The 20,633-nt window shown below is 33.9% G+C and carries 24 protein-coding genes; 22 read left to right on the top strand and 2 right to left on the bottom strand.

Annotated elements, in window-relative coordinates; genetic code table 11:
• Window positions 1-143: 143 nt before the first annotated feature.
• Entirely contained in the window at window positions 144-1,049 is a 906-nt protein-coding gene (locus ACODH8_RS09285) for a MerR family transcriptional regulator (RefSeq protein WP_332465912.1), read from the bottom strand.
• A gap of 474 nt (window positions 1,050-1,523) precedes the next feature.
• On the opposite strand from ACODH8_RS09285, the gene eutM reads away from it, so the two are divergent.
• The 22 genes from eutM to ACODH8_RS09175 all read left to right on the top strand — a co-directional run bounded on the left by eutM (window position 1,524) and on the right by ACODH8_RS09175 (window position 20,051).
• On the top strand, window positions 1,524-1,799 hold the full coding sequence (eutM, locus tag ACODH8_RS09280) for an ethanolamine utilization microcompartment protein EutM (protein ID WP_086341666.1): 276 nt from the start codon (window positions 1,524-1,526) through the stop codon (window positions 1,797-1,799).
• 24 nt (window positions 1,800-1,823) lie between these two features.
• The gene (locus tag ACODH8_RS09275) at window positions 1,824-2,852 is read left to right on the top strand and encodes a DMT family transporter (RefSeq protein WP_420517681.1); all 1,029 of its coding nucleotides are present in this window, start codon (window positions 1,824-1,826) and stop codon (window positions 2,850-2,852) included.
• Window position 2,853: 1 nt separating this feature from the next.
• Window positions 2,854-3,132, top strand: a complete 279-nt coding sequence (locus ACODH8_RS09270; protein WP_332465911.1) for a hypothetical protein — start codon at window positions 2,854-2,856, stop codon at window positions 3,130-3,132.
• An 18-nt stretch (window positions 3,133-3,150) separates the two neighbouring features.
• Window positions 3,151-3,453, top strand: a complete 303-nt coding sequence (locus tag ACODH8_RS09265; RefSeq protein WP_332465910.1) for a BMC domain-containing protein — start codon at window positions 3,151-3,153, stop codon at window positions 3,451-3,453.
• Window positions 3,454-3,465: 12 nt separating this feature from the next.
• Window positions 3,466-3,765: a BMC domain-containing protein gene (locus tag ACODH8_RS09260; protein WP_332465909.1), complete on the top strand. Its 300-nt coding sequence runs from the start codon at window positions 3,466-3,468 to the stop codon at window positions 3,763-3,765.
• Between the two features lie 16 nt (window positions 3,766-3,781).
• A complete protein-coding gene (locus ACODH8_RS09255; protein WP_332465908.1) occupies window positions 3,782-5,230 on the top strand; it encodes an aldehyde dehydrogenase family protein in 1,449 nt (482 codons plus the stop codon).
• Between the two features lie 20 nt (window positions 5,231-5,250).
• Window positions 5,251-7,791: a choline trimethylamine-lyase gene (gene cutC / locus ACODH8_RS09250; RefSeq protein ID WP_332465907.1), complete on the top strand. Its 2,541-nt coding sequence runs from the start codon at window positions 5,251-5,253 to the stop codon at window positions 7,789-7,791.
• Window positions 7,792-7,818: 27 nt separating this feature from the next.
• Window positions 7,819-8,769: a choline TMA-lyase-activating enzyme gene (cutD, locus tag ACODH8_RS09245; RefSeq protein ID WP_332465906.1), complete on the top strand. Its 951-nt coding sequence runs from the start codon at window positions 7,819-7,821 to the stop codon at window positions 8,767-8,769.
• Window positions 8,770-8,784: 15 nt separating this feature from the next.
• Complete coding sequence (eutS, locus tag ACODH8_RS09240; protein ID WP_332465905.1) at window positions 8,785-9,123, top strand: ethanolamine utilization microcompartment protein EutS; 339 nt, start codon at window positions 8,785-8,787, stop codon at window positions 9,121-9,123.
• Window positions 9,120-9,572: a EutP/PduV family microcompartment system protein gene (locus ACODH8_RS09235; RefSeq protein WP_332465904.1), complete on the top strand. Its 453-nt coding sequence runs from the start codon at window positions 9,120-9,122 to the stop codon at window positions 9,570-9,572. Before eutS ends, ACODH8_RS09235 begins: the two co-directional genes overlap by 4 nt.
• Window positions 9,573-10,709 (top strand): 1-propanol dehydrogenase PduQ, encoded by a 1,137-nt coding sequence (locus ACODH8_RS09230; protein ID WP_332465903.1) that lies wholly within the window; start codon window positions 9,573-9,575, stop codon window positions 10,707-10,709. It abuts the gene before it with no gap.
• The gene (locus ACODH8_RS09225) at window positions 10,709-11,287 is read left to right on the top strand and encodes a hypothetical protein (RefSeq protein ID WP_332465902.1); all 579 of its coding nucleotides are present in this window, start codon (window positions 10,709-10,711) and stop codon (window positions 11,285-11,287) included. Before ACODH8_RS09230 ends, ACODH8_RS09225 begins: the two co-directional genes overlap by 1 nt.
• A gap of 2 nt (window positions 11,288-11,289) precedes the next feature.
• A complete protein-coding gene (gene eutJ, locus ACODH8_RS09220) occupies window positions 11,290-12,135 on the top strand; it encodes an ethanolamine utilization protein EutJ (protein ID WP_332465901.1) in 846 nt (281 codons plus the stop codon).
• 15 nt (window positions 12,136-12,150) lie between these two features.
• The gene (locus ACODH8_RS09215) at window positions 12,151-12,447 is read left to right on the top strand and encodes a BMC domain-containing protein (protein ID WP_207059432.1); all 297 of its coding nucleotides are present in this window, start codon (window positions 12,151-12,153) and stop codon (window positions 12,445-12,447) included.
• On the top strand, window positions 12,438-12,701 hold the full coding sequence (locus ACODH8_RS09210) for a EutN/CcmL family microcompartment protein (protein WP_332465900.1): 264 nt from the start codon (window positions 12,438-12,440) through the stop codon (window positions 12,699-12,701). Before ACODH8_RS09215 ends, ACODH8_RS09210 begins: the two co-directional genes overlap by 10 nt.
• A 22-nt stretch (window positions 12,702-12,723) precedes the next feature.
• Window positions 12,724-13,338 carry a cupin domain-containing protein gene (locus tag ACODH8_RS09205; protein ID WP_332465899.1) on the top strand — a complete coding sequence of 205 codons (615 nt, stop codon included), beginning with the start codon at window positions 12,724-12,726 and terminating at the stop codon, window positions 13,336-13,338.
• Window positions 13,339-13,353: 15 nt separating this feature from the next.
• Window positions 13,354-13,950, top strand: coding sequence for a BMC domain-containing protein (locus ACODH8_RS09200; protein WP_332465898.1), 597 nt, complete (start codon window positions 13,354-13,356; stop codon window positions 13,948-13,950).
• A 19-nt stretch (window positions 13,951-13,969) separates the two neighbouring features.
• On the top strand, window positions 13,970-15,481 hold the full coding sequence (locus ACODH8_RS09195; RefSeq protein ID WP_332465897.1) for an acetaldehyde dehydrogenase (acetylating): 1,512 nt from the start codon (window positions 13,970-13,972) through the stop codon (window positions 15,479-15,481).
• Window positions 15,482-15,496: 15 nt separating this feature from the next.
• A complete protein-coding gene (gene pduL, locus ACODH8_RS09190) occupies window positions 15,497-16,129 on the top strand; it encodes a phosphate propanoyltransferase (RefSeq protein WP_332465896.1) in 633 nt (210 codons plus the stop codon).
• 29 nt (window positions 16,130-16,158) lie between these two features.
• Window positions 16,159-16,440, top strand: a complete 282-nt coding sequence (locus tag ACODH8_RS09185; protein WP_288394569.1) for a BMC domain-containing protein — start codon at window positions 16,159-16,161, stop codon at window positions 16,438-16,440.
• A 69-nt stretch (window positions 16,441-16,509) separates the two neighbouring features.
• Window positions 16,510-17,841 carry a H2O-forming NADH oxidase gene (gene nox / locus ACODH8_RS09180; protein ID WP_332465895.1) on the top strand — a complete coding sequence of 444 codons (1,332 nt, stop codon included), beginning with the start codon at window positions 16,510-16,512 and terminating at the stop codon, window positions 17,839-17,841.
• A 476-nt stretch (window positions 17,842-18,317) separates the two neighbouring features.
• On the top strand, window positions 18,318-20,051 hold the full coding sequence (locus ACODH8_RS09175) for an acyltransferase family protein (RefSeq protein WP_332465894.1): 1,734 nt from the start codon (window positions 18,318-18,320) through the stop codon (window positions 20,049-20,051).
• Window positions 20,052-20,084: 33 nt separating this feature from the next.
• On the opposite strand, the gene ACODH8_RS09170 is transcribed toward ACODH8_RS09175, so the two are convergent.
• Window positions 20,085-20,555, bottom strand: a complete 471-nt coding sequence (locus ACODH8_RS09170; protein ID WP_332465893.1) for a hypothetical protein — start codon at window positions 20,553-20,555, stop codon at window positions 20,085-20,087.
• Between the last annotated feature and the right edge of the window lie 78 nt (window positions 20,556-20,633).

The following is a 20,633-nucleotide window of genomic DNA, read 5'->3' as shown; positions in this document are numbered from 1 at the left end:
ATATAATAAAATTGGCTGTAAATCAGAAAAATAAACCAATAGATAACAAAAAAGAATCGGAATCCAAAAATCTTTTTAAGATTTTCGAATTTCGATTCTTTTATTTAAGAACTGTAACTACTTATGTTACAGCCTCGCTTTTTTTATTTCTTCTGTAATGGCACTAAAAGCTCAGTCACAAAGTCGTTAATATTAGTTGTTGACCAATAATCAACAACATATCTTTCGAATGAACCTTCTTCAAGAGCATAGTCATTTTCATCTGCCCATGTTTGAATCATTTCATATTTTTCATTAATAGTTTTAGGATCACCAATATGATACAAAGAAGCATACATGGTGTAATTGATTTCTTGACACGGTATGGTTTTGCTTAATTGCCCTACAGGTTGTTGGATGATATTTGCTTGGGTGATGGTACCAGCCATTTTCTCTTGAAAAGAGGAGAAATTGAGAATCACAGGTCCAGTTATTTCACAGTTGTTTTTTTCTAAGTAATTAACCCAAGGTATATTAATAACAGATTCTTGGTATTGATAATCAAAAGGTTGCTCTAAATAATAGTATTTAGTAGGAGGTAAAAATTTGATATTGATATGTGTTAAGTTGTTTTTAATCACCATTGAAGCTTCTCTTAATAGATTGTACCAATCGTTGATTGCTGTATGGCAGTCAACGATTCTTTGTTTTTCAATCGTTAACTCATCTAGTTTTGAAATGAAGTTTTGTTCGTGGTAAAAATAAGTTTTATTATTTTGAACACCATGCATTTCTTGGAGCTTAAAACCGATTTGTTTGTAGTATTTAATAACAGGAATTAAGTTCATAGTATCACGGGTATAATAACGATAGCCATTAACAGGACAAATTCTATCTGGAATGACAACACCGATTTCTTCATAAAAACGAAGGGCTTTTTTTGATATGTGACATTCTCTTGAAACTTGACCAATCGTAAAAAGTTGGCGTTTACACAATTGACAGTACTCTTCAGCTTCTTTAGGAGCTAGTTTATCTTTTAAACACATTTCCACGCCGACATGAGTCATTTTAATGTTCCTCCCCTTAGGTAATCCCTTTCAAAATAAGTAACTAATTAAATGTAAATCATACTATCTAGTAGTTATAAAAAAATGTATTTCTATCTTCTATTGAAAACTTAAGTCTATTCTAACCCATCAATATAGGCTTTTGCAAGATGAGAAGGTAACTGTGACGTTAAGGGGACAGTTTTATTTATGTTATTTTATATAACTGTAAACGCTTGCTTTTAACGTGTTTTTTATAGATAGCGTTATTTAATAAAATAAAAATTTTTATAAAAGCTGTTTTTGTGACTAAAAAGAGAATACTTTTTAAAAATAAAATCAAAAGTAAGTGATCCAAAGAGTAAAAAAGACTGTGTTATCGTTGAAAGTGAAGTTTTTAACAAATAAATAATGATTGTTGTTGACCTTCCATCTAAGGGGATGATGTAAAGTAACATTATAAATTAAATAACCAAAAAGATGGAGGAAAAAAAGATGGCTTATGATGCTTTAGGAATGGTGGAAACAAAAGGTTTAATCGGATCTATTGAAGCGGCAGATGCAATGGTAAAAGCAGCAAATGTTTCTTTAGTAGGTAAAGAAGTAATTGGTGGAGGCTTAGTAACTGTTTTAGTACGTGGTGATGTTGGTGCGGTAAAAGCAGCTACTGATGCTGGAGCAGCTGCAGCTCAACGTGTTGGGGAATTAGTATCTGTTCATGTCATTCCAAGACCACACGGCGAAGTTGAAACTATTTTACCGAAAAAATAAGAACATCATCAAAAGGAGAACAGCATGGAAAGTAAAAAAACAGATGTAAGAATGTCATCTAAACCAGTGTCATATGGAACTGCAGATGACAAAATGAAAGCGCTGAACAAAAAATTTAGAAGAACAGGGATTTCCAATGGTTTAATCTCAGGTTTGACTTACGGAATTTATTCAACCTTAGTAATGGTGGCTAGTGGTTATGATCCATTAGTTAGTGCAGCGGGAATTTTAGCAGCACCTTTTATATGCTCAGGTTTAAATGATTTATTTGCAGGTATTTTCTTACTCTTTTTCAATGCTAAAAAAGGACGCCTTAAAGAAATGCGTCGTACATTAAAAACGAAACCAGGTAAGTTATTAGTTTTAGGATTTTTATTAGGAGGTCCAATTGCTAATGGAGCTTACCTAATTGGGTTAGCTTTAGCAGGTGTATATGCTATTCCAATCTCAGCGACTTGTGCTTTATTTGGAGCTTTGTTTGCTTGGATTTTCTTAAAACAACGTCCAACAGCTCGAGTAATTGTCGGAATGCTTATCTGTGTGGTAGGTGCAATTGTTATTAACTGGACCAAACCAGAAGGAGCTGAAAACTTCACATTAGGTATTATTTTTGCTTTAGTAGCAGCTATTTGTTGGGGATTAGAAGGCGTGTTATCAAGTTTTGGTGGAGCTATGATTGATACAGACGTTGCGGTAAATATGCGTGAATTAATTTCAGGATTAGTTGTTTTAGTATTAATTGTTCCAGCAGTTGGGGCATTTCCATTATTAGGAGAGACATTTTTAGCGATTAAACCTGTTTATTGGTTAATCCTTTCAGGACTTAGCGCAGCTGTTTCATTCTTAACTTGGTATAAAGCTAATTCAACAGTTGGGACTGCTATTGGTATGTCACTTAATGTTACCTATGCTTTCTGGGGTGTCTTATTCTGCGTCCTATTCTTAAATCAACCATTAACAACAACAATTGTTGTCGGTTCAATTGTCATTGTGTCTGGAGCTATTTTAGTAACAATGAATCCACTAGATCTTTTAAAAAAGGAGAGTGAATAACATGTTACTACCAACAAGAATGGCCGTTTTAAATCACTTAGAAAAAGTAGAGATAGCTAATTTAGATGAAGTAATGGCTAGTTTGAAATCTGATTATGGTTCAGAAAAACAGTTCAACAAAGAATTGTATTTAGATCATTTAATGGCTCTTGAAGCAAATGGCTATCTTTCTTTAAAAAATTACAAATTAGGTACTGATGATGAGTTGGTTTTATCTTTTGAAATAACGGATGATGGTCGAGCTGCAGTGGACAAGTATGTCCCTCAAGCTTACCGATAAGATAATGGAGGTTAAGCGATGAAATATCATGGTGAAGAAGCTCTTGGGCTAATTGAAACAATAGGATTAGTACCAGCTTTAGATGCAGCAGATAAAATGCTTAAAGCATCTAATGTGGAATTAGTTTCTTATGAAAATATAGGATCAACCCTTGTGACAATTATGGTTAAAGGTGATGTAGCCGCTGTTGAAGCCGCTGTTGAAGCTGGGGCTCAAGCAGCCTCAGCAATTGGAACACTTACAGCAAGAAATGTTATGCCAAGACCAATTCCAGCAGTTGGAGAAATCGTTTCAATTTATGATGTGGATATCGAGGAGTAAGGAGAAAACTATATGAGAAGTTATGAAGCAATTGGTGCGATCGAAACATTTGGTATTGTTTTTGTACTAGAAGCAGCTGATGCGATGTGCAAATCAGCTGACGTTGAGTTATTAGGATTTGAAAACGTGGCTTCAGGGTATATCTCAGTTATTGTACGTGGAGATGTAGCAGCTTGTAAGCAAGCCGTTGAAACAGGCGTAAAAGCAGTGGAAGCAATGGGAGCTGAAGTTTATAGTTCAGTGGTTATTCCTAGTCCTCATTTAGATTTAAGAAAAATAATTGATCGTTACCAGTTAACAACAGAGCTTTAAGAAATGAGGGAATGAGATGTCTTTTGAAGATAAGGATTTGCAATCCATTCAAGAAGCTAGAATTTTAGTTGAGAGGGCAAAAGTAGCTCAAGAAACCCTAAAAGAATATGAACAATCTTACTTAGATAAATTGGTAATAGGTTTGATTGACTGCTTCAATTCAGAATCAACTAAAGTTATTAAACAAATAAATGAGTCTCTTCGATTAGGAAATGAGAAAGATGAAATCGAATTATACCAACGATTCATTAATAGTTTTAAAGAAGACTACGAGTTAAAACAATATGTTGGTTTATTACATTTTGACAAGTCAAATAATCCAACAGAAGTTGGTATTCCACTAGGTGTTATTGGCGTTAAATTACCAGCAACTAATTTGGTTCTAAATTTAATGTATACAACATTAATTTGTCTTAAAACGGGGAATTCACTAGTTGTAATACCGGACAAACAGGCTGTTGAGGAAACAAGTCAGTTAGTCCATATGATAAGTCAACTTATTACTAAAGTTCATGGACCAAATAATGTTATTAGTTGCATGCAAAGTGTCTCTAAACTTGGGATAAGAGAGTTATGTAATCATGAGTTTCTTGATTTATTTATCAATATTGGATCGACAGATTGTATTGAAGTTATTGAAACAAGTAAAACACCATACATTTTTGGTGGTGTTGGTTCTTCACCTGTTTTTATTGAAAGAAGTGCCAATATTAATCAAGCTTGTCAGAGTATTATTACAAGTCGTTCTTTAAATAATGGTTTATTACCTGGAGCTGAACAGTATGTGATTGTCGAAAATACGATCGCAGAATTAGTAAAACAGCAACTGATTTCTGAAGGTGCTTATTTTATGAATCAAGAAGAGGAAGGACTACTCTTAAATCTAATTTTCCCAAATCACGATAAGTTAGCCTCCAATTACATTGGAAAAACGGCTATTTATTTGGCTCAAAAAGCGGGATTTAATGTTCCTAGTACCACAAGAGTATTAGTTTCTGAACAGCCTTATATCAATGATGAAAATCCATACGCTGAAGATTTACCCATTCCTTTATTAACTTACTATCTTGAACCGGACTGGTTAAGAGCATGTGAAAAGTGTATTGCCTTATTAGAGTATAAAAAGAATGGTCATACTTTAGTAATTCATTCAGAAAATGAACAGGTTATTACAGAATTCATTTTAAAAAAACCAGTGGGTCGTGTCATTGTTAATGGATTAGGTGGATTAAATAGCATTGGAATCGATTCTAAATTGGCAACGTCAATGATCTTAGGTGGCTTAACAACTAATAAAGGTTTTTCAGCAGAAAATGTGACACCAAAAGACTTAACTTACCGACGTCGTGTCGCTTATCAAAATGGAAATCATTTAAGTCAATCAAAAGAAACGACTGAAAAAGTGATTGATGGTTTAGATGAGTTGAACGTATTTGCAGATTTATTAAAAGAAATAATCAATTAAAAGAAAAGCGAGGGACTTTAATGGATATCAAAGAGTTTTCAGAAAAGTTAGCTGAAGCAACTAAAGAGCTTGGCGTAGATGAAAGAGAAGCTTTATTAAAAATGTTTTCTTCTGTAACACGAGAAATCGAACAAGAAGAAGCAAGTGGTGTTTATGTAGGTGATGGTGGTCAAACTGAGTTACCTGAAGGCATTACAGATCGTTTACAAGCCTTAAAGGACAACTATTTAACAAAAGTACCTACCATTACAACTCATAGAGCACGTGCAATTACTAAAATTGCCAAAGAAAATCCTGGTATGCCTAAGAGTGTTCTTAGAGCGAAATGTTTTAAATATTGTTGTGAAACAGCACCATTAGTGATTCAAGAAAATGAATTAATTGTCGGGGCACCAAATGGAGCGCCTAGAGCTGGAGCTTTCTCACCTGATATTGCATGGCGATGGATGGAAGAAGAGTTAGAAACAATCGGAAGTCGTCCGCAAGATCCATTCTTCATTTCAGAAGAAGACAAAAAAATCATGCGTGAAGAGTTATTCCCATTTTGGAAAGGTCAATCAGTTGATGAATATTGTGAAGACCAATTCCGTGATGCAGGTGTTTGGGAATTATCTGGTGAATCATTTGTATCAGATTGTTCTTATCACCAATTAAATGGTGGTGGGGACTCAAACCCAGGATACGATGTCATTTTAATGGGTAAAGGGATGTTAGACATCCAAAACGAAGCGAAAGAATATTTGGAAAATTTAGACTATGAGAACCCAGATGATATTGAGAAAATCTACTTCTATAAATCAATCATTGATACGACTGAAGGGGTAATGATTTATGCGCAACGTTTATCTGACTATGCTTTAGAATTAGCCAATAAAGAAAGTAATCCAAAACGTAAAGCTGAACTTAAAGAAATTGCTAGAATCAACGCAACAGTACCTAAATACAAACCATCTTCATATTGGGAAGCGATCCAAGCAGTTTGGACAATTGAATCATTACTTGTTGTTGAAGAAAATCAAACAGGTATGTCAATTGGACGTGTGGACCAATACATGTATCCATTCTTTAAAGCTGATATGGAATCAGGTCGTATGAATGAATTCCAAGCATTTGAATTATCAGGTTGTATGTTAATTAAAATGTCTGAAATGATGTGGATTACAAGTGAAGGTGGCTCTAAATTCTTCGCTGGTTACCAACCATTTGTCAATATGTGTGTTGGTGGTGTGAATCGTCAAGGAATAGATGCAACTAATGAATTAACTTATCTATTAATGGATGCTGTTCGCCACGTAAAAGTCTATCAACCGTCATTAGCCTGTCGTATTCATAATAAATCACCTCGTGAATACTTGAAAAAAATCGTGTCAGTGGTTCGTGCGGGTCTAGGTTTCCCTGCTTGTCACTTTGATGATACGCATATCAAGATGATGCTTTCTAAAGGCGTTAGTATTGAAGACGCTAGAGATTATTGTTTAATGGGTTGTGTAGAACCTCAAAAATCTGGCCGTTTATACCAATGGACTTCAACAGCCTATACACAATGGCCAATTTGTATTGAGCTAGTTCTTAACCAAGGTGTGCCATTATGGTACGGCAAACAAGTGACACCAAACTTTGGTGGAATTAATGATTTCAAAACTTATGAAGAGTTTGAACATGCTGTTAAAGAACAAATTAAACATGTTACTAAATGGTCTTCAGTTGCAACTGTTATTACTCAACGTGTGCACCGTGATTTAGCACCAAAACCATTAATGTCATTAATGTATGAAGGCTGTATGGAAAGTGGTAAAGATGTGTCTGCAGGTGGAGCGATGTATAACTTTGGACCAGGTGTAGTTTGGTCAGGTTTAGCAACTTATGCTGATTCAATGGCAGCAATCAAAAAATTAGTTTTTGAAGATAAAAAATACACTTTAGCTGAGTTAAACGAAGCTTTAAAAGCTGATTTTGTTGGTTACGATCAAATCCGTACGGATTGCTTAAATGCACCTAAATTTGGTAATGATGATGATTATGCTGACTTAATTGCTTCAGACTTAATTCACTTTACTGAAACAGAACACCGTAAATTTAAAACATTATACTCAGTTTTAAGTCACGGAACATTATCTATCTCAAACAACACACCTTTAGGTCAACTAACAGGTGCATCTGCCAATGGACGTAGCGCTTGGACGCCTTTATCAGATGGTATCAGTCCAACTCAAGGTGCAGACTATAAAGGACCTACAGCGATTATTAAATCTATTTCAAAAATGTCAAATGACACAATGAATATTGGTATGGTTCATAACTTTAAAATTATGTCTGGACTTTTAGATACGCCTCAAGGTGAAGAAGGCTTAATTACGTTATTAAGAACAGCAAGTATTTTAGGAAACGGCGAAATGCAGTTTAACTACTTAGATAACGAAACGTTAATCGATGCCCAAGCTCATCCTGAAAGATACCGTGATTTAATTGTTAGGGTAGCAGGCTACAGTGCCTTCTTCGTTGAGCTATGTAAAGACGTTCAGGATGAAATCATCAGTAGAACAATGTTAACAAAAATTTAGTACATCATATATAAGGAGTTGAAACAAGTGGTAAATGAAAAAGCAAGCGCAATCGAAAGACAAGCGATGGTGTTTAATATTCAAAAATACAATATTTATGATGGACCAGGTATTCGTACCATTGTGTTTTTAAAGGGCTGTCCTCTTAAATGCCAGTGGTGTTCGAATCCAGAGGGAATCTCTCAAAAGTATGAAGTAATGTATAAACAAAATAATTGTATTGATTGTCATGCTTGCGTAGATGTTTGTCCACTAGGAATTCACTATATTGATGAAGAGGGGCATCATCAAGTCAGAAGAGATATTACTTGTAATGGCTGTAAAGCCTGTGTTGCTGTCTGTCCCAAAGCAGCGCTAAACATTACAGGTGAAGCTAAAACAATTTCTGAGTTAATGGAAGTTGTTCATGAAGATGATGCTTTTTATGAAATGTCAGGTGGTGGTATTACACTCAGTGGTGGTGAGTGTACTGCCCAACCTGAAGTAGCTTTAGCGTTACTAAAAGCGTGTAAAGAAGACGGAATAAATACAGCCATTGAGACATGTGGTTATACTCGAATGAAAAAAATGTTTGAAATTGCTGAATATGTAGATTTATTCTTGTTTGATTTAAAACATATGGACCCAGTTCGCCATAATGAGTTAACAGGTGTTAGTAATGAGCGTATCTTAAAAAATTTACAAGAGTTATTAAGACTTGGCTACGACATTCAAATTAGAATGCCAATGTTGAAGCAAGTGAACTGTAGTAAGGAAGAAATTAAAGCCGTTATTGATTTTTTATTACCTTATAAAGATTATGAAAACTTTAAAGGAATTGATTTATTACCTTATCACAAAATGGGTGTAGCTAAGTATGGTCAACTAGGACTTGAATATCCAGTTGAAGGAGATCCAAGTCTAAGTGATCAAGAATTAGACCAGATCGAAGAATGGATTAAAGAATATGATTTTCCAGTACAAGTCGTTAGACATTAGGAAGGAGGAGTTAGGATGGCCAATATAGAGCGAATCATTCAAGAATCTGTCCCAGGTAAACAAGTTACAATGTTACATGTTATCGCCTCCCCAATCGAAGATATCTATGAAGCTTTAGGGATTGATTCAGATGGTGCTATTGGTATTTTAACTCTCTCTCCTTATGAATCAGCAATAATTGCAGCAGATATTGCTACTAAATCAGCAGATGTTTCTATTGGTTTTTTAGATCGTTTTACAGGTTCAGTTGTTATTAGTGGTGATGTTCAAAGTGTTGAAATTTCTTTACAAGCTGTTTCAGATTTTCTAGCGAGAACTTTAAATTTTACAGTTTGTGACGTTACAGTTTCATGAAGGACAAAAAAATATTACTGATTGGACCAAGGAATAGCGGGAAAACAACATTAGCCCACTTCTTAGAAGAACTTGATAAGCCAATCAGAAAGCAAGCCCATATTGTCTATGGGAAAAAAACAATAGATACACCTAGTACTTATTTAGAAAGTCCCTGGATGAGACAGCATATTATATCTTTACAACAAAATGCTTCGTTAGCTCTTTTTCTATATCCCTTAAATAATCAAAGGAAAAGTTATCCGCCAGGCTTTACGCAGGTGTTTAGAATTCCAGTGTACGGAGTTGTTACTTATACTCACAAAGATTGTTTAAATCTAGAAGTAAAAGAAGACGTTGTAAAAAAATTAAAAGAAGTAGGTCAGTTTGAAGAAATTATTTTTATCAATGTAGAGAATCAAGATGAGATGGCAAGAAAATTAAAAATTATCAAGAAAGGAGGTAAATAAATGAATTATTTTCAAATGGGAACACAAATTATATCTGGAAATGGTGCATTAAACGCATTAAAAGATATGGATATGACATCTGTTTTAATCATTTGTGATCCTTATATGGTTGAATCAAACAAAGTAGAGGATATTACAACTATTTTAGCTGAAAAAGGAGTTACATTTAATATTTTTTCAGATATTATTCCAGATCCGACAATTGAGGTCGTGGTTCAAGGTGTTGGAGCAATTTCATCATGTCAAGCAGACACAATTATCGCTTTTGGTGGTGGTTCTGCTATTGACTCAGCAAAAGCAATTAAAGAAGTTTATAGTCAGTCTTCGACTCAAAGAATTCAATTAATAGCGATACCAACAACTAGTGGAACAGGAAGTGAAGTAACAGCTTTCTCAGTTATTTCAGATAGTCAAAAAGCAGAAAAATACGCTTTAGTAGATGCAAGTATGATTCCTGACATTGCTATATTAGAACCGAAATTAACGGAAACTGTTCCAAGTCACATTACAGCCGATACTGGGGTTGATGTGATGACTCACTGTTTTGAAGCTTATGTTTCCTTAAAGGCAACAGACTTTACTGATGCTTGTGCTGAAAAAGGATTAAGAATTGCTTGGGAAAATTTGGTTCAAGTTGTAGAACATGGTGAAGATTCATTAGGACGAGAAAAATTATTAAATGCTTCTTGTTTGGCAGGTATTGCTTTTAATGAAGCCTCACTGGGAATTTGTCATAGCTTGGCTCATGCTTTAGGAGCTAAGTTTCATATTCCACATGGGAGAGCCAATGCTTTATTACTTCCCCATGTTATTGCATATAACGCAGGAATGGACTTGAATCAAGAAACAGAAACTCTATTAAAATATGAAGCAATGGCTAAGTTATTAGGCATTCAATCAGGCACTAAAAGAGGGACTGTTCAAAGTATGATTGCTCAATTAAATCGTCAAACAAAAAGAATGGGTATCCCTAAATATGTGACAGATTGTGGCGTTGACAAAGAAGTTTTTGTTAATGAAATTCCTGAAATGGCAAGACTTGCTATGGCAGATACATGTACACTAACTAACCCTAGAATTCCTACAAGTAAAGAATTAGAGCAAATTTACTTACAGCTATGTCAGGGGGGCTATTGATGAAATTTATTACTGAAATTGATTTACGAAATGAGTATCGTCAACGCCCTTTTGAAACTTACCAGTTAGGAAAGTTGGATAGATTAACTTCGGAAGCTAAGCAATTTTTACAGGATAGACAAGTAGAGATAATTAGAGAGGATCACTCAGCAGCTTCTAAAGTGATTAATGAAATGAACGAGGAGAAGCAGTGTTTAGACAAGTCTTTTTACTTAAAAGCACAGTTACTTTATATATCAACTCTTCAGGTCATTCTATTAGCTAAAAATTATCATTCAGACATTTGTGAAGAGCTTTACTCAATTAGCTTGATTATTAAACAACTAGCTAGTGATAAAAATCAAGAATTTAGTTTACAAATGCCAAATGATAATCAGTTACCAAAGCAAGATAATATCACTTTAGATAAGCTATTTAGTCAAGAAGGAGAGCTTCTAGTTATGCTTTTTAATCTCGATACGAAGCTTAATCTGTTTATGTTAGAGCATGAAGATTGTTTCACTGAGGAGCAACAAAAACAATTAGACATAATTAGTTTAAGAGTAAAACATTTAACGGCACACTTAATAGGAGAATAGGCATGAAAAAATCCCACTATGATATATCTCAATCCAATCAATTCATTAATGAATTTGAAGAAGTCATGGTTAAACCTAAATTAAATACATCAACAACCTACTTTACTGGAGTTGATTTAGGAACAGCTTGTGTAGTATTAGCAGTTCTTGATGAATCAGGGAAACCAGTGGCTGGAGCTTATGAATACGCAGATGTGGTCAGAGATGGGATGGTTGTCGATTATTTAGGAGCCATTGAAATTGTGACAAGGTTAAAAAATAAAATCGAAGCAAATTTAGGTTGTGAGCTACTTTATGCTGCATCTGCTATTCCACCAGGCACGCACGCTCTTGATTCAGGAGCTATTAAAAATGTGATTGAAGCATCTGGATTTGAGCTTGTAAGTGTTTTAGATGAACCCACAGCTGCTAACCAATTATTAAATATTAAGAATGGTGCAGTTGTTGATATTGGTGGTGGTACAACAGGAATTTCTATTCTAGTTGATGGCGAAGTGATAGATGTTTCAGATGAAGCAACAGGAGGGACTCATTTTTCTCTTGTGGTATCTGGTTCTTACGGAATACCTTTTGAAGAAGCAGAAATTTACAAACGAAATCCCAAAAATCATCAAGAGCTTACAACTACTTTAAAGCCAGTGATTGAAAAAATAGCATCTATTATCAAAAGGCAAGTGTCTAGTTATCCAGTAGATGAGGTTTATTTGGTCGGAGGAACGGCTTGCTTAACTGGAATGGAAGATATTATTGAAAGTTACTTAGGTATTCCAACTCATAAACCAATTAATCCCATGTTTGTGACGCCACTGGGAATTGCTAAAAATTGTTATAACGAACAAAACAAATAAAGGAGGTTGCTATCTATGGATTGTCGCATTATTAAAGCTCCTGGAGAAAATACTCTAGCTATACTAAATAGAAGAAAAGGTTCCAGAGGAGATATCGAAAATCCAGGTGCTGTCGGTTTAGTACAAGGAAAACTAATTGAAATGGTCTGTGCTTCTGATATTGCTGAGAAGGCAGTAGGTGTCACAGTTGAAGATATTAGAGGAACTTGTCCACAAAATATGATAATGTTGGCTATTTTTGGAGATGTAGCTTCTGTAACAGCAGCAATTGAACAAATTAAGTTGAGGGAGAAGAAAAGAGAATGGTTATAGCAGAATTAATAGATACTGTTTGGGCTACTCGAAAATCTGATCAACTTAACGGCATAAAGTTTATGTTAGCAGAAATTAAGGGTGGCACAAAAGAAGGTGAACGCCTAGTAGTTTGTGATGTGATTGGGGCAGGGATAGGTGATAGAGTCCTTGTTACTTTTGGATCAAGTGCTAGAAGAATGTTAGAAAATGACTTAATACCTGTTGATGCTGCAGTTATTGGCATTATTGATGAGAGTTGTGAATCAGTTTAAGGATTAAGAAAAGAGGATGTCCATGAAAAGATTAATTTGTTGTGCAGACATTGAAACAGCGCATAAACAAGGTGAAACCTATCTAATCATAAATGAAGAAACGATTGTGACACCTTTAGCAAAAGATTTAATGGAAGAATACCAAATTGAAATTCAACACGAAAGCGATTGTATTCAACAGAACCTACGTGAAGGAGAAGATATGGGTTTAAGTTTTTCTAAGGAATCATTGATTGCTTTACTTAGAAAGGTTTTAACCGAAGGAAATGCTCCTACAAGTTACTTTGAAGCAAAAACTCACAAAAATGGGTTGAAAGTAGTTAATGGTGAAACAGTTAAATTATCTAAATTTGAAACAGGCAAAGAAGGAGATAAAGTTTTTTATCAAGAGCTTATCGGAAAAAAAGAAATGTCTGTTAACGCGGGTATGTTAGAAATAACAGACACAACCTTTGATTTGGAATTAACTGAAAATGAAATTAATTACGTTATTTCAGGTTCACTATTGATTATTATCGACGGTATAGAATTTCATGCTAAAGCAGGTGATACACTCTTCATTCCAAATCAATCAAAAATTACATGGTGTGTTAAAGATCACGCAAAACTATTTTACGTGACTGGGCCTACTAAGTGAAGCAAGGAGTAGAAGATGAGAGAATCAATAGGATTAATCGAAACGATGGGAATAGTAGCAGCAATTGAAGCTAGTGATGTCATGCTAAAAACATCTAATGTAAGGCTCCTTAACAAAGAAATTGTTAAAGGCGGCTTAGTGACGGTTATGATTACAGGTGATGTTAGCGCAGTTAAAACAGCAGTTGATTCTGCAGTCGTAGCTGTTAATCGCTTAGGTGAAGGTCTATTAGTTAGTTCGCATGTTATCGCTAGACCAGACAAAAGCATTGATTGTTTGCTTCCTAAAGTAAATCAGAAAACTAGTGTGGATCTAAAAGAAGTAGAAGAGATTGTAGTCGAACAAACAGTGGAAGTTATTACTTTGAGTGATGAATCAGAAGAAATAGAGATAGACTTACAAAGTGAGTTATCTCAAGAAGATATAAAAAACTTATTAGATAACAGTCAAAAGGAAGCAGCAAGAAATTATTTACTAGATAAAACAGTTGCTCAACTAAGAGAAATGGCTAAGCAACATAGTGATTTTGTTATTGAGAGAAAAGAGTTGTATCGTACCAATAAATCTGATTTGGTAGATGGCATTATTGACTATTTAAGTAACAAATCATAAATGAAATGAGGAAGTGTGAATGGTGAAGTTAGATAAAGATTTGTGTTCAATTCAAGAAGCACGAAACTTAGCTGAAAATGGGAAAAAAGCAGCCAATGAATTAGCTGATTTTTCAAATGAACAAATAGATAAGATTTTAAAAAATATGAGAGATGCCATTGAGAAACAAGCTTTATCACTAGCTAAATGGGCAGTTAAAGAAACAGGTTTTGGTAAAGTTGAAGATAAAGCTTATAAAAATCATGCGGCATCTACACTTTTGTATGAAGAAATCAAAGATCAAAAAACAATTGGAATTATAAATGAAGATAAAGAAAAAGGAACATTCGATGTAGCAGAGCAGGTTGGACTAGTTCTAGGAATTGTTCCATCAACTAACCCAACATCAACAGTTATTTTTAAATCAATGATTGCAATTAAATCACGAAATGCGATTTGCTTTGCACCACATCCAACAGCTGCTGAATGTACTAAGATGGCAGCAGATATATTAAATCGTGCAGCAATTGAAGCGGGAGCTCCTGAGAACGTGATTGGTTGTGTGTCTACACCGACAATGGCTTCCACTAATGAATTACTACATTCACCGCATATTTCACTTATTATTGCAACTGGTGGACCAGGGATGGTAAAAGCAGCTTATAGTTCTGGAAAACCAGCAATTGGTGTAGGAGCAGGTAACTCACCAGCTTATATTGAATCAACTGCAGATATTAAAAAGGCAGTTGCTACTATTATGGCAAGTAAAACTTTTGATAATGGAACCATTTGCGCCTCAGAACAATCGATCATTTGTGAAAGAAAAAATGAATTAGAAGTTGTTAAAGAGTTTGAGTCGCAAGGCGGTTATTTCATGTCTGAAGATGAAACTAGTCGTGTGTGTCAGCTATTATTTAAAGCTGGAAATGCAATGAATGCTAAATTTGTTGGTCGAGATGCTCACGTGATTGCTGAAGCTGCGGGAATTACTATTCCAAAAGATACAAAAGTATTACTTGGTAGACAAGGTGGAGTAGGAGCACAATATCCGTTATCATTTGAAAAATTAACAACTGTTTTAGCCTTTTATGTGGTAGATGATTGGGAAGAAGCGTGTCAGTTAAGCATTGATTTATTACAAAACGGTATTGGGCATACGATGAGTATTCACACAAATAATCGTGATATTGTCTTGAAATTTGCGGCAAAACCAGCGTCAAGAATTTTAGTAAATACTGGTGGTAGTCAAGGTGGTACTGGTATTAGTACAGGTTTACCAATCTCCTTCACATTAGGTTGTGGTACAAGTGGTGGTAGCTCTGTCTCTGATAATGTTAGTCCTAAAAATTTATTAAATGTCAAAAAAGTCGCATATGGATTAAAAGATGTGACGACACTAGTCCAAGATGACAAGACTTTTAATATTGGTCAAAAAGAAACGGTAACACCATCGACTTGTTCAGCAAAAACATCAAGTTATCTGAATGAATCAATTGATATGGATGAATTAACGAAAGTAGTAAGAAATGTCCTAATGGGAATGAAAGATTAGTAAAGAGGTAAAATGATGGCCAATTATGAGGAATTATTAGAATGTATCATGAATGAAATCAAGAATACAGCAAGTAAACAAATGGTACCTGTAGGGATTTCTAATCGACATATTCATTTGTCTAAAGAAGCTGTCACCAAATTGTTTGGTGAAGGTTATGAGTTAACCGAGTTAAAACCCTTATCTCAAACGGGCCAGTTTGCTTGTAAAGAATGTGTGACTTTATGTGGACCTAAAGGTGTTATTGAAAAAGTACGTGTTTTAGGTCCAGTTCGTTCAGAAACACAGGTAGAAATATTAATGTCAGACACCTTTAAATTAGGTGTGTCAGGTATTATTCGCTTATCAGGTGATATCCATAACACACCAGGATTGACACTTGTTGGGTCTAAAGGATCTTTAGAGTTAGAAGAGGGTGTCATTGTAGCAAGTCGACATATTCATATGTCACCGCAAGATGCTGCAAAATTTAATGTAGTAAATAATCAAGAGGTTAGTTTAAAAGTACCAGGAATTAGAAGTGGTGTATTGGAACACGTGATGATTCGGGTAGATGATAGTTTTAAATTAGAATGTCATCTTGATACAGATGAAGCAAATGCAATGGGAATAACTCCAGGATTAAACCTAGAGATAATAAAAAAATAAATTAGATAAATATTTAGGAGGAAACAATAATGAAATCAGATGCACTAGGAATGGTTGAAACTAAAGGATTAATCGGTTCAATTGAAGCAGCAGACGCAATGGTGAAAGCAGCTAATGTAACACTTGTAGGAAAAGAACTAGTTGGTGGCGGAATTGTAACTGTTATGGTACGTGGTGACGTGGGAGCTGTAAAAGCTTCTACTGATGCGGGAGCTGCAGCAGCACAACGCGTGGGCGAATTATTATCTGTTCACGTGATTCCAAGACCTCATGCTGAAGTAGAAACTATTTTACCTGAAACAAAAGCATAGTTAAAAGCTACAAGACACACTTCTATTACTTATTAAGGTAGAAGTGTGTTTTTATTAGGAGGGAAAAATATGACTAAAACAATTATTATTGGTACTAATCATTCAGGCATAGCGGCGGCAAATACAATACTTGATAATGATCCCAATCATGAAGTGGTGATGATTGATCGAAATGATCATATTAGTTACTTAGGAACAGGTTCAGCTTTATGGATTGGTCGTCAAATTGACTCATATGACCAATTGTTTTATACAACTCCAGCTGATTTTGAGAAGAAAAAAGCAACTGTTTATATGAAGACGGACGTTAAACATATTAATTTTGAGGCTAAAATAATTACTTGTTACTCAGATGAGAAGGGCGAATTTTGTGAATCTTACGACCAATTGATACTAGGTACAGGATCAAAACCAATCGAATTAAAAGTTCCAGGTAGTCAATTAGACAATATTTATTATTTGAAAACCTTTCAAGAAGCTAAAAGAATTGATAGTTTGTTAGACCAAGACGATATTGAGGTAGTAGCAGTTATTGGTGCAGGGTATATTGGTATTGAGATGGCGGAAGCTGCAAAACTTAGAAATAAAAAAGTTCTTTTATTTGATGTAGCAGATAGATCAGTACCCGCTTACTTTGATGAGTGGTTTACTAAAGATATGGATAAAGTTTTATCAGATAATGGGGTAGAGCTACATTTTAATGAGCCGGTTATGTCTATTGAAGGATTTAATAAGGTCGAGAGAATCACAACTAATAAAGGAAGTTATAAAGTTGATTTAGTTCTTAATGCGATTGGATTTTTACCCAATAGTCAATTGGCTCAAAACAAATTAGAAACTTACTCAAATGGTGCTTATTTAGTTGATAAGTATCAACGAACTAGCGAACCAGATGTTTATGCGATTGGAGATTGTGGAACAGTTTATTCTAACGCACTTAATAAATCAACCTATATTGCTTTAGCAACAAATGCGGTTCGTACGGGCATTGTTGCTGGATTAAATGCTGTTGGAATAAAAGCAAAATCAAATGGTGTTCAGGGATCCAATGGTATTTCTATTTTTGGCCTTAATATGGTGTCTACAGGTCTTTCTGTAGAATCAGCATTAAAAAATAATATGGAGATCGAGTACACAGACTTTGAAGACTTCCAAAAACCACAATTTATGAAAAAAAATAATCTTGTTAAGATTAGAATTGTTTTTGAAAAAGGAAGTAGACGAGTTGTGGGAGCTCAACTCTCATCTTTTGAAGATATTTCCTCTGTGATTCATATGTTTTCTTTAGCGATTGAAAAACAAGTCACTATTGATGAGTTAAAATTACTAGATATTTTCTTTTTACCTCATTTTAACCAGCCTTATAATTACATAACGATGGCATCTTTAGGCGCTAAGTAATAAAAAACAATTGAATATAATAGATACATAAACTTTAATTTTAAAAAGAGGGTTTTTTAATATGAAACCTTCTTTTTTGTTGTTAAGAGTCTTTTATAACTAATAGGTTGTATGAATTCATATTATGTAGTTTCGAAAAAATAGGGGGTTGATGATGTTCATTAAGCTTGTTTTTTTAAACTACTTTTATTGAAATGATTAAAATTTGATAAAAAAAAGACAGTCATTTTTCTCTTAAATCACTTGTGATAATAAAGTTTAGTTGGTAATATTATTAGTTGGGTATCATAGTTTGACTGATGGAACTTAGGTGTCAATCAAATTATGAGTTATGTTTTGAAGATTAAAAGAGAGTGTTTTGAAACGATACATATACAATAAAATGTTATTTGAACTAAAGCAGTAAATTGCTATTTTTTAACAAATAAAAGATTAGGTTGAAATGTAGTATCCAATCACTTGGAAAGGATTATAAATTGAAAAAGTATTATCACGGATTAGATGGTTTGAGAGCATTTGCTATTATTAGCGTTATTCTCTATCATTTATTACCAAATGTTTTTAGAGGTGGTTTTTTAGGAGTACCACTATTTTTTGCTATTTCAGGATTTTTGATTGTATCTCCATTAGTCACTGAAAAATTTGAAACAGGTAAACTTGATTTTAAAAAGTTCTATCTTAAACGATTAAAACGAATATATCCTTCCCTTATAATAATGGTATTAGTAGTAGGTATAGTCGGTTTTGGTTTTTATGGAGATAAAGATTATTTGAAAGAGAGTTTAAGTGGCCTTTTAGGGGTTAATAATTATTGGCAACTGTCTAATCAAGTTTCTTATTTTGATCAATTTAAAGATGTCAGGTTGTTAAAACATCTCTGGTCATTATCTGTAGAGCTTCAATTTTATTTACTAATTCCATTTTTTATTAACTGGCTGATTGTTGGGAAAAGATATTCCATTATGAAATTAAAAGAAGTGTTTGTTTTATTATCACTTGCTTCATGGTTATTGATGATGGTTGTCTTTTTATTTAAAGGCCCTTCTGTGGTCTATTATTTATTTACGACTCGATTCTTTTCTTTTTCTTTAGGTATGTTAGCTAGCTATTTTTGCTTTTATGAAAAAAAGAAATTACCAGAAAAAGTTGGTATTGCAGCTGTAGCTTTAATGTTATTAATGACTTTTACAGTTAGGGATTATCAAGTGAGTACCTATATGTTTTGGATTTTTCTTTATAGCTGTTTAGGAAGTCTATCAATTTGGGCAATTGTTACGAATAAACGATTAAACAGTTATTTATCAGTTATCCCTTTAAGAGTCATTGGTGTAAGAAGTTACGATATTTTCTTATGGTACTATCCAGTGATTACTATTTATCAAAAATTCTTTAAATGGGATGGCAGTTTGCCAGTTTTTCATATTTTACTTCAATGCACGATTATTTTTCTTTTGAGTCATGTCAGTTTTCATTTGTCGCGGGTTATTACTGGTAAAAGAACAAAAGCTGAATATTTTAGATTATTGATTGCTTGTGAAGGCGTTTTGTTGATGGGTGTTTCAATAGCTGTTTATCAAGTGGTAGACGCTAAAATTATTAACCCTCCGTTGACTACAGCGGTAGAATCTACAGTACCTTCTGAAACTAAGAATAATGTCAATGATGCTACAACTAAGGAAACTAAAGAGACAACAGAAGAGACAGTTGAGGAAGTCAAAAAAGAAATTCCAGCGATTACTGAGGATGTGTTATTTATTGGGGATTCGGTGATACTTGGTACAGAGCATTATGTTTATCAAGAATTCACGGGACCTAATACTTATGTGAGAGCTAAAGTTGGTAAGCAACCTTATGAAATATGGGATGACTTTAATGCAATTAACTTGTCACTTTATAAAAAGGTAGTCATTGCTTTAGGTAACAATGGTTTAATGGAGAAATCAGATTTTGATCAGATAATGACATATCTAAAAGATAAAGAAGTTATTTTTGTGAATACTGCAGTGAGTAGACCGTGGAAGAAATCTAATAATGATTTAATTGATTCTTATGTTAAAAAATATGACAATGTCCATTTAGCAGATTGGGATAAAAAAATAGGCAATGTAGATGAAAGTACTCTTTTAGTAGAAGATGGTGTTCATCTGTCTGAAGAAGGCTGTCAAGAATATACGTATTTATTAAAAGAAGCAGTGTTTAATTTACAATAAAAAAACAGGATTAGGAGTCTTTTGAACAGACTTCTAATCCTCTTTTTTATTGTCATGATGGACTTCTTTTTCCCAGATACGTGATTTAAAAACAAAGGTAAAAATAGCAAAGAAGGAAATCATACTTGTTACGGTCGTAAAAGACTGCACATCTAGAGATCCAGCAAGAAGTAGTGTTGGAAAGAGGGCAACAATTAATTTTTCGCAAAATAAAACAGAACGCTCAATCATCTCTTTAGGTTGCTTAAACAAAGTTCCAATCAACCATATTAAGCCTGAAATAATAAGAAACAAGCTAAAAAATAAAATAATTAAAAAGACTCCAAGTGAAGCTAGTTCAGAAAAATCAATTTTTAATACTTCGATTAATACAGATTCATTAGAAATACGATAAATGAAGACATCAATGACTTTTTTTAGAATAAATAATAAAAAGATAATCAACAAAAAAGACAGTATCATGTGCCAAAGAGAGCGTGTTAAACGAGTGAGTTTTTTCTTCATTTTTTTCCTCCAGTAGGTATTATCTTAATTATACCGTAAACCATAATATAGGCCATAAATATGCTAAAATATAGTTTA

Source organism: Vagococcus fluvialis (assembly GCF_048815235.1).
Classification (GTDB): Bacteria; Bacillota; Bacilli; order Lactobacillales; family Vagococcaceae; genus Vagococcus.
Note: the sequence above shows the minus strand (reverse complement) of the source record. Positions and strands in the feature narration are given on the sequence as shown.

What these genes read in the sequence shown, in the direction of transcription:
- ACODH8_RS09285 (WP_332465912.1), bottom strand. Translation starts at nt 1,049, where the DNA reads ATGACTCATGTCGGCGTGGAAATGTGTTTAAAAGATAAACTAGCTCCT.
- ACODH8_RS09200 (WP_332465898.1), top strand. Translation starts at nt 13,354, where the DNA reads ATGAGAGAATCAATAGGATTAATCGAAACGATGGGAATAGTAGCAGCA.
- ACODH8_RS09215 (WP_207059432.1), top strand. Translation starts at nt 12,151, where the DNA reads ATGGATTGTCGCATTATTAAAGCTCCTGGAGAAAATACTCTAGCTATA.
- ACODH8_RS09195 (WP_332465897.1), top strand. Translation starts at nt 13,970, where the DNA reads ATGGTGAAGTTAGATAAAGATTTGTGTTCAATTCAAGAAGCACGAAAC.
- ACODH8_RS09255 (WP_332465908.1), top strand. Translation starts at nt 3,782, where the DNA reads ATGTCTTTTGAAGATAAGGATTTGCAATCCATTCAAGAAGCTAGAATT.
- pduL (WP_332465896.1), top strand. Translation starts at nt 15,497, where the DNA reads ATGGCCAATTATGAGGAATTATTAGAATGTATCATGAATGAAATCAAG.
- ACODH8_RS09170 (WP_332465893.1), bottom strand. Translation starts at nt 20,555, where the DNA reads ATGAAGAAAAAACTCACTCGTTTAACACGCTCTCTTTGGCACATGATA.
- eutM (WP_086341666.1), top strand. Translation starts at nt 1,524, where the DNA reads ATGGCTTATGATGCTTTAGGAATGGTGGAAACAAAAGGTTTAATCGGA.
- eutS (WP_332465905.1), top strand. Translation starts at nt 8,785, where the DNA reads ATGGCCAATATAGAGCGAATCATTCAAGAATCTGTCCCAGGTAAACAA.
- ACODH8_RS09210 (WP_332465900.1), top strand. Translation starts at nt 12,438, where the DNA reads ATGGTTATAGCAGAATTAATAGATACTGTTTGGGCTACTCGAAAATCT.
- nox (WP_332465895.1), top strand. Translation starts at nt 16,510, where the DNA reads ATGACTAAAACAATTATTATTGGTACTAATCATTCAGGCATAGCGGCG.
- eutJ (WP_332465901.1), top strand. Translation starts at nt 11,290, where the DNA reads ATGAAAAAATCCCACTATGATATATCTCAATCCAATCAATTCATTAAT.
- ACODH8_RS09265 (WP_332465910.1), top strand. Translation starts at nt 3,151, where the DNA reads ATGAAATATCATGGTGAAGAAGCTCTTGGGCTAATTGAAACAATAGGA.
- ACODH8_RS09260 (WP_332465909.1), top strand. Translation starts at nt 3,466, where the DNA reads ATGAGAAGTTATGAAGCAATTGGTGCGATCGAAACATTTGGTATTGTT.
- ACODH8_RS09270 (WP_332465911.1), top strand. Translation starts at nt 2,854, where the DNA reads ATGTTACTACCAACAAGAATGGCCGTTTTAAATCACTTAGAAAAAGTA.
- ACODH8_RS09230 (WP_332465903.1), top strand. Translation starts at nt 9,573, where the DNA reads ATGAATTATTTTCAAATGGGAACACAAATTATATCTGGAAATGGTGCA.
- cutC (WP_332465907.1), top strand. Translation starts at nt 5,251, where the DNA reads ATGGATATCAAAGAGTTTTCAGAAAAGTTAGCTGAAGCAACTAAAGAG.
- ACODH8_RS09275 (WP_420517681.1), top strand. Translation starts at nt 1,824, where the DNA reads ATGGAAAGTAAAAAAACAGATGTAAGAATGTCATCTAAACCAGTGTCA.
- ACODH8_RS09235 (WP_332465904.1), top strand. Translation starts at nt 9,120, where the DNA reads ATGAAGGACAAAAAAATATTACTGATTGGACCAAGGAATAGCGGGAAA.
- ACODH8_RS09205 (WP_332465899.1), top strand. Translation starts at nt 12,724, where the DNA reads ATGAAAAGATTAATTTGTTGTGCAGACATTGAAACAGCGCATAAACAA.
- ACODH8_RS09185 (WP_288394569.1), top strand. Translation starts at nt 16,159, where the DNA reads ATGAAATCAGATGCACTAGGAATGGTTGAAACTAAAGGATTAATCGGT.
- ACODH8_RS09225 (WP_332465902.1), top strand. Translation starts at nt 10,709, where the DNA reads ATGAAATTTATTACTGAAATTGATTTACGAAATGAGTATCGTCAACGC.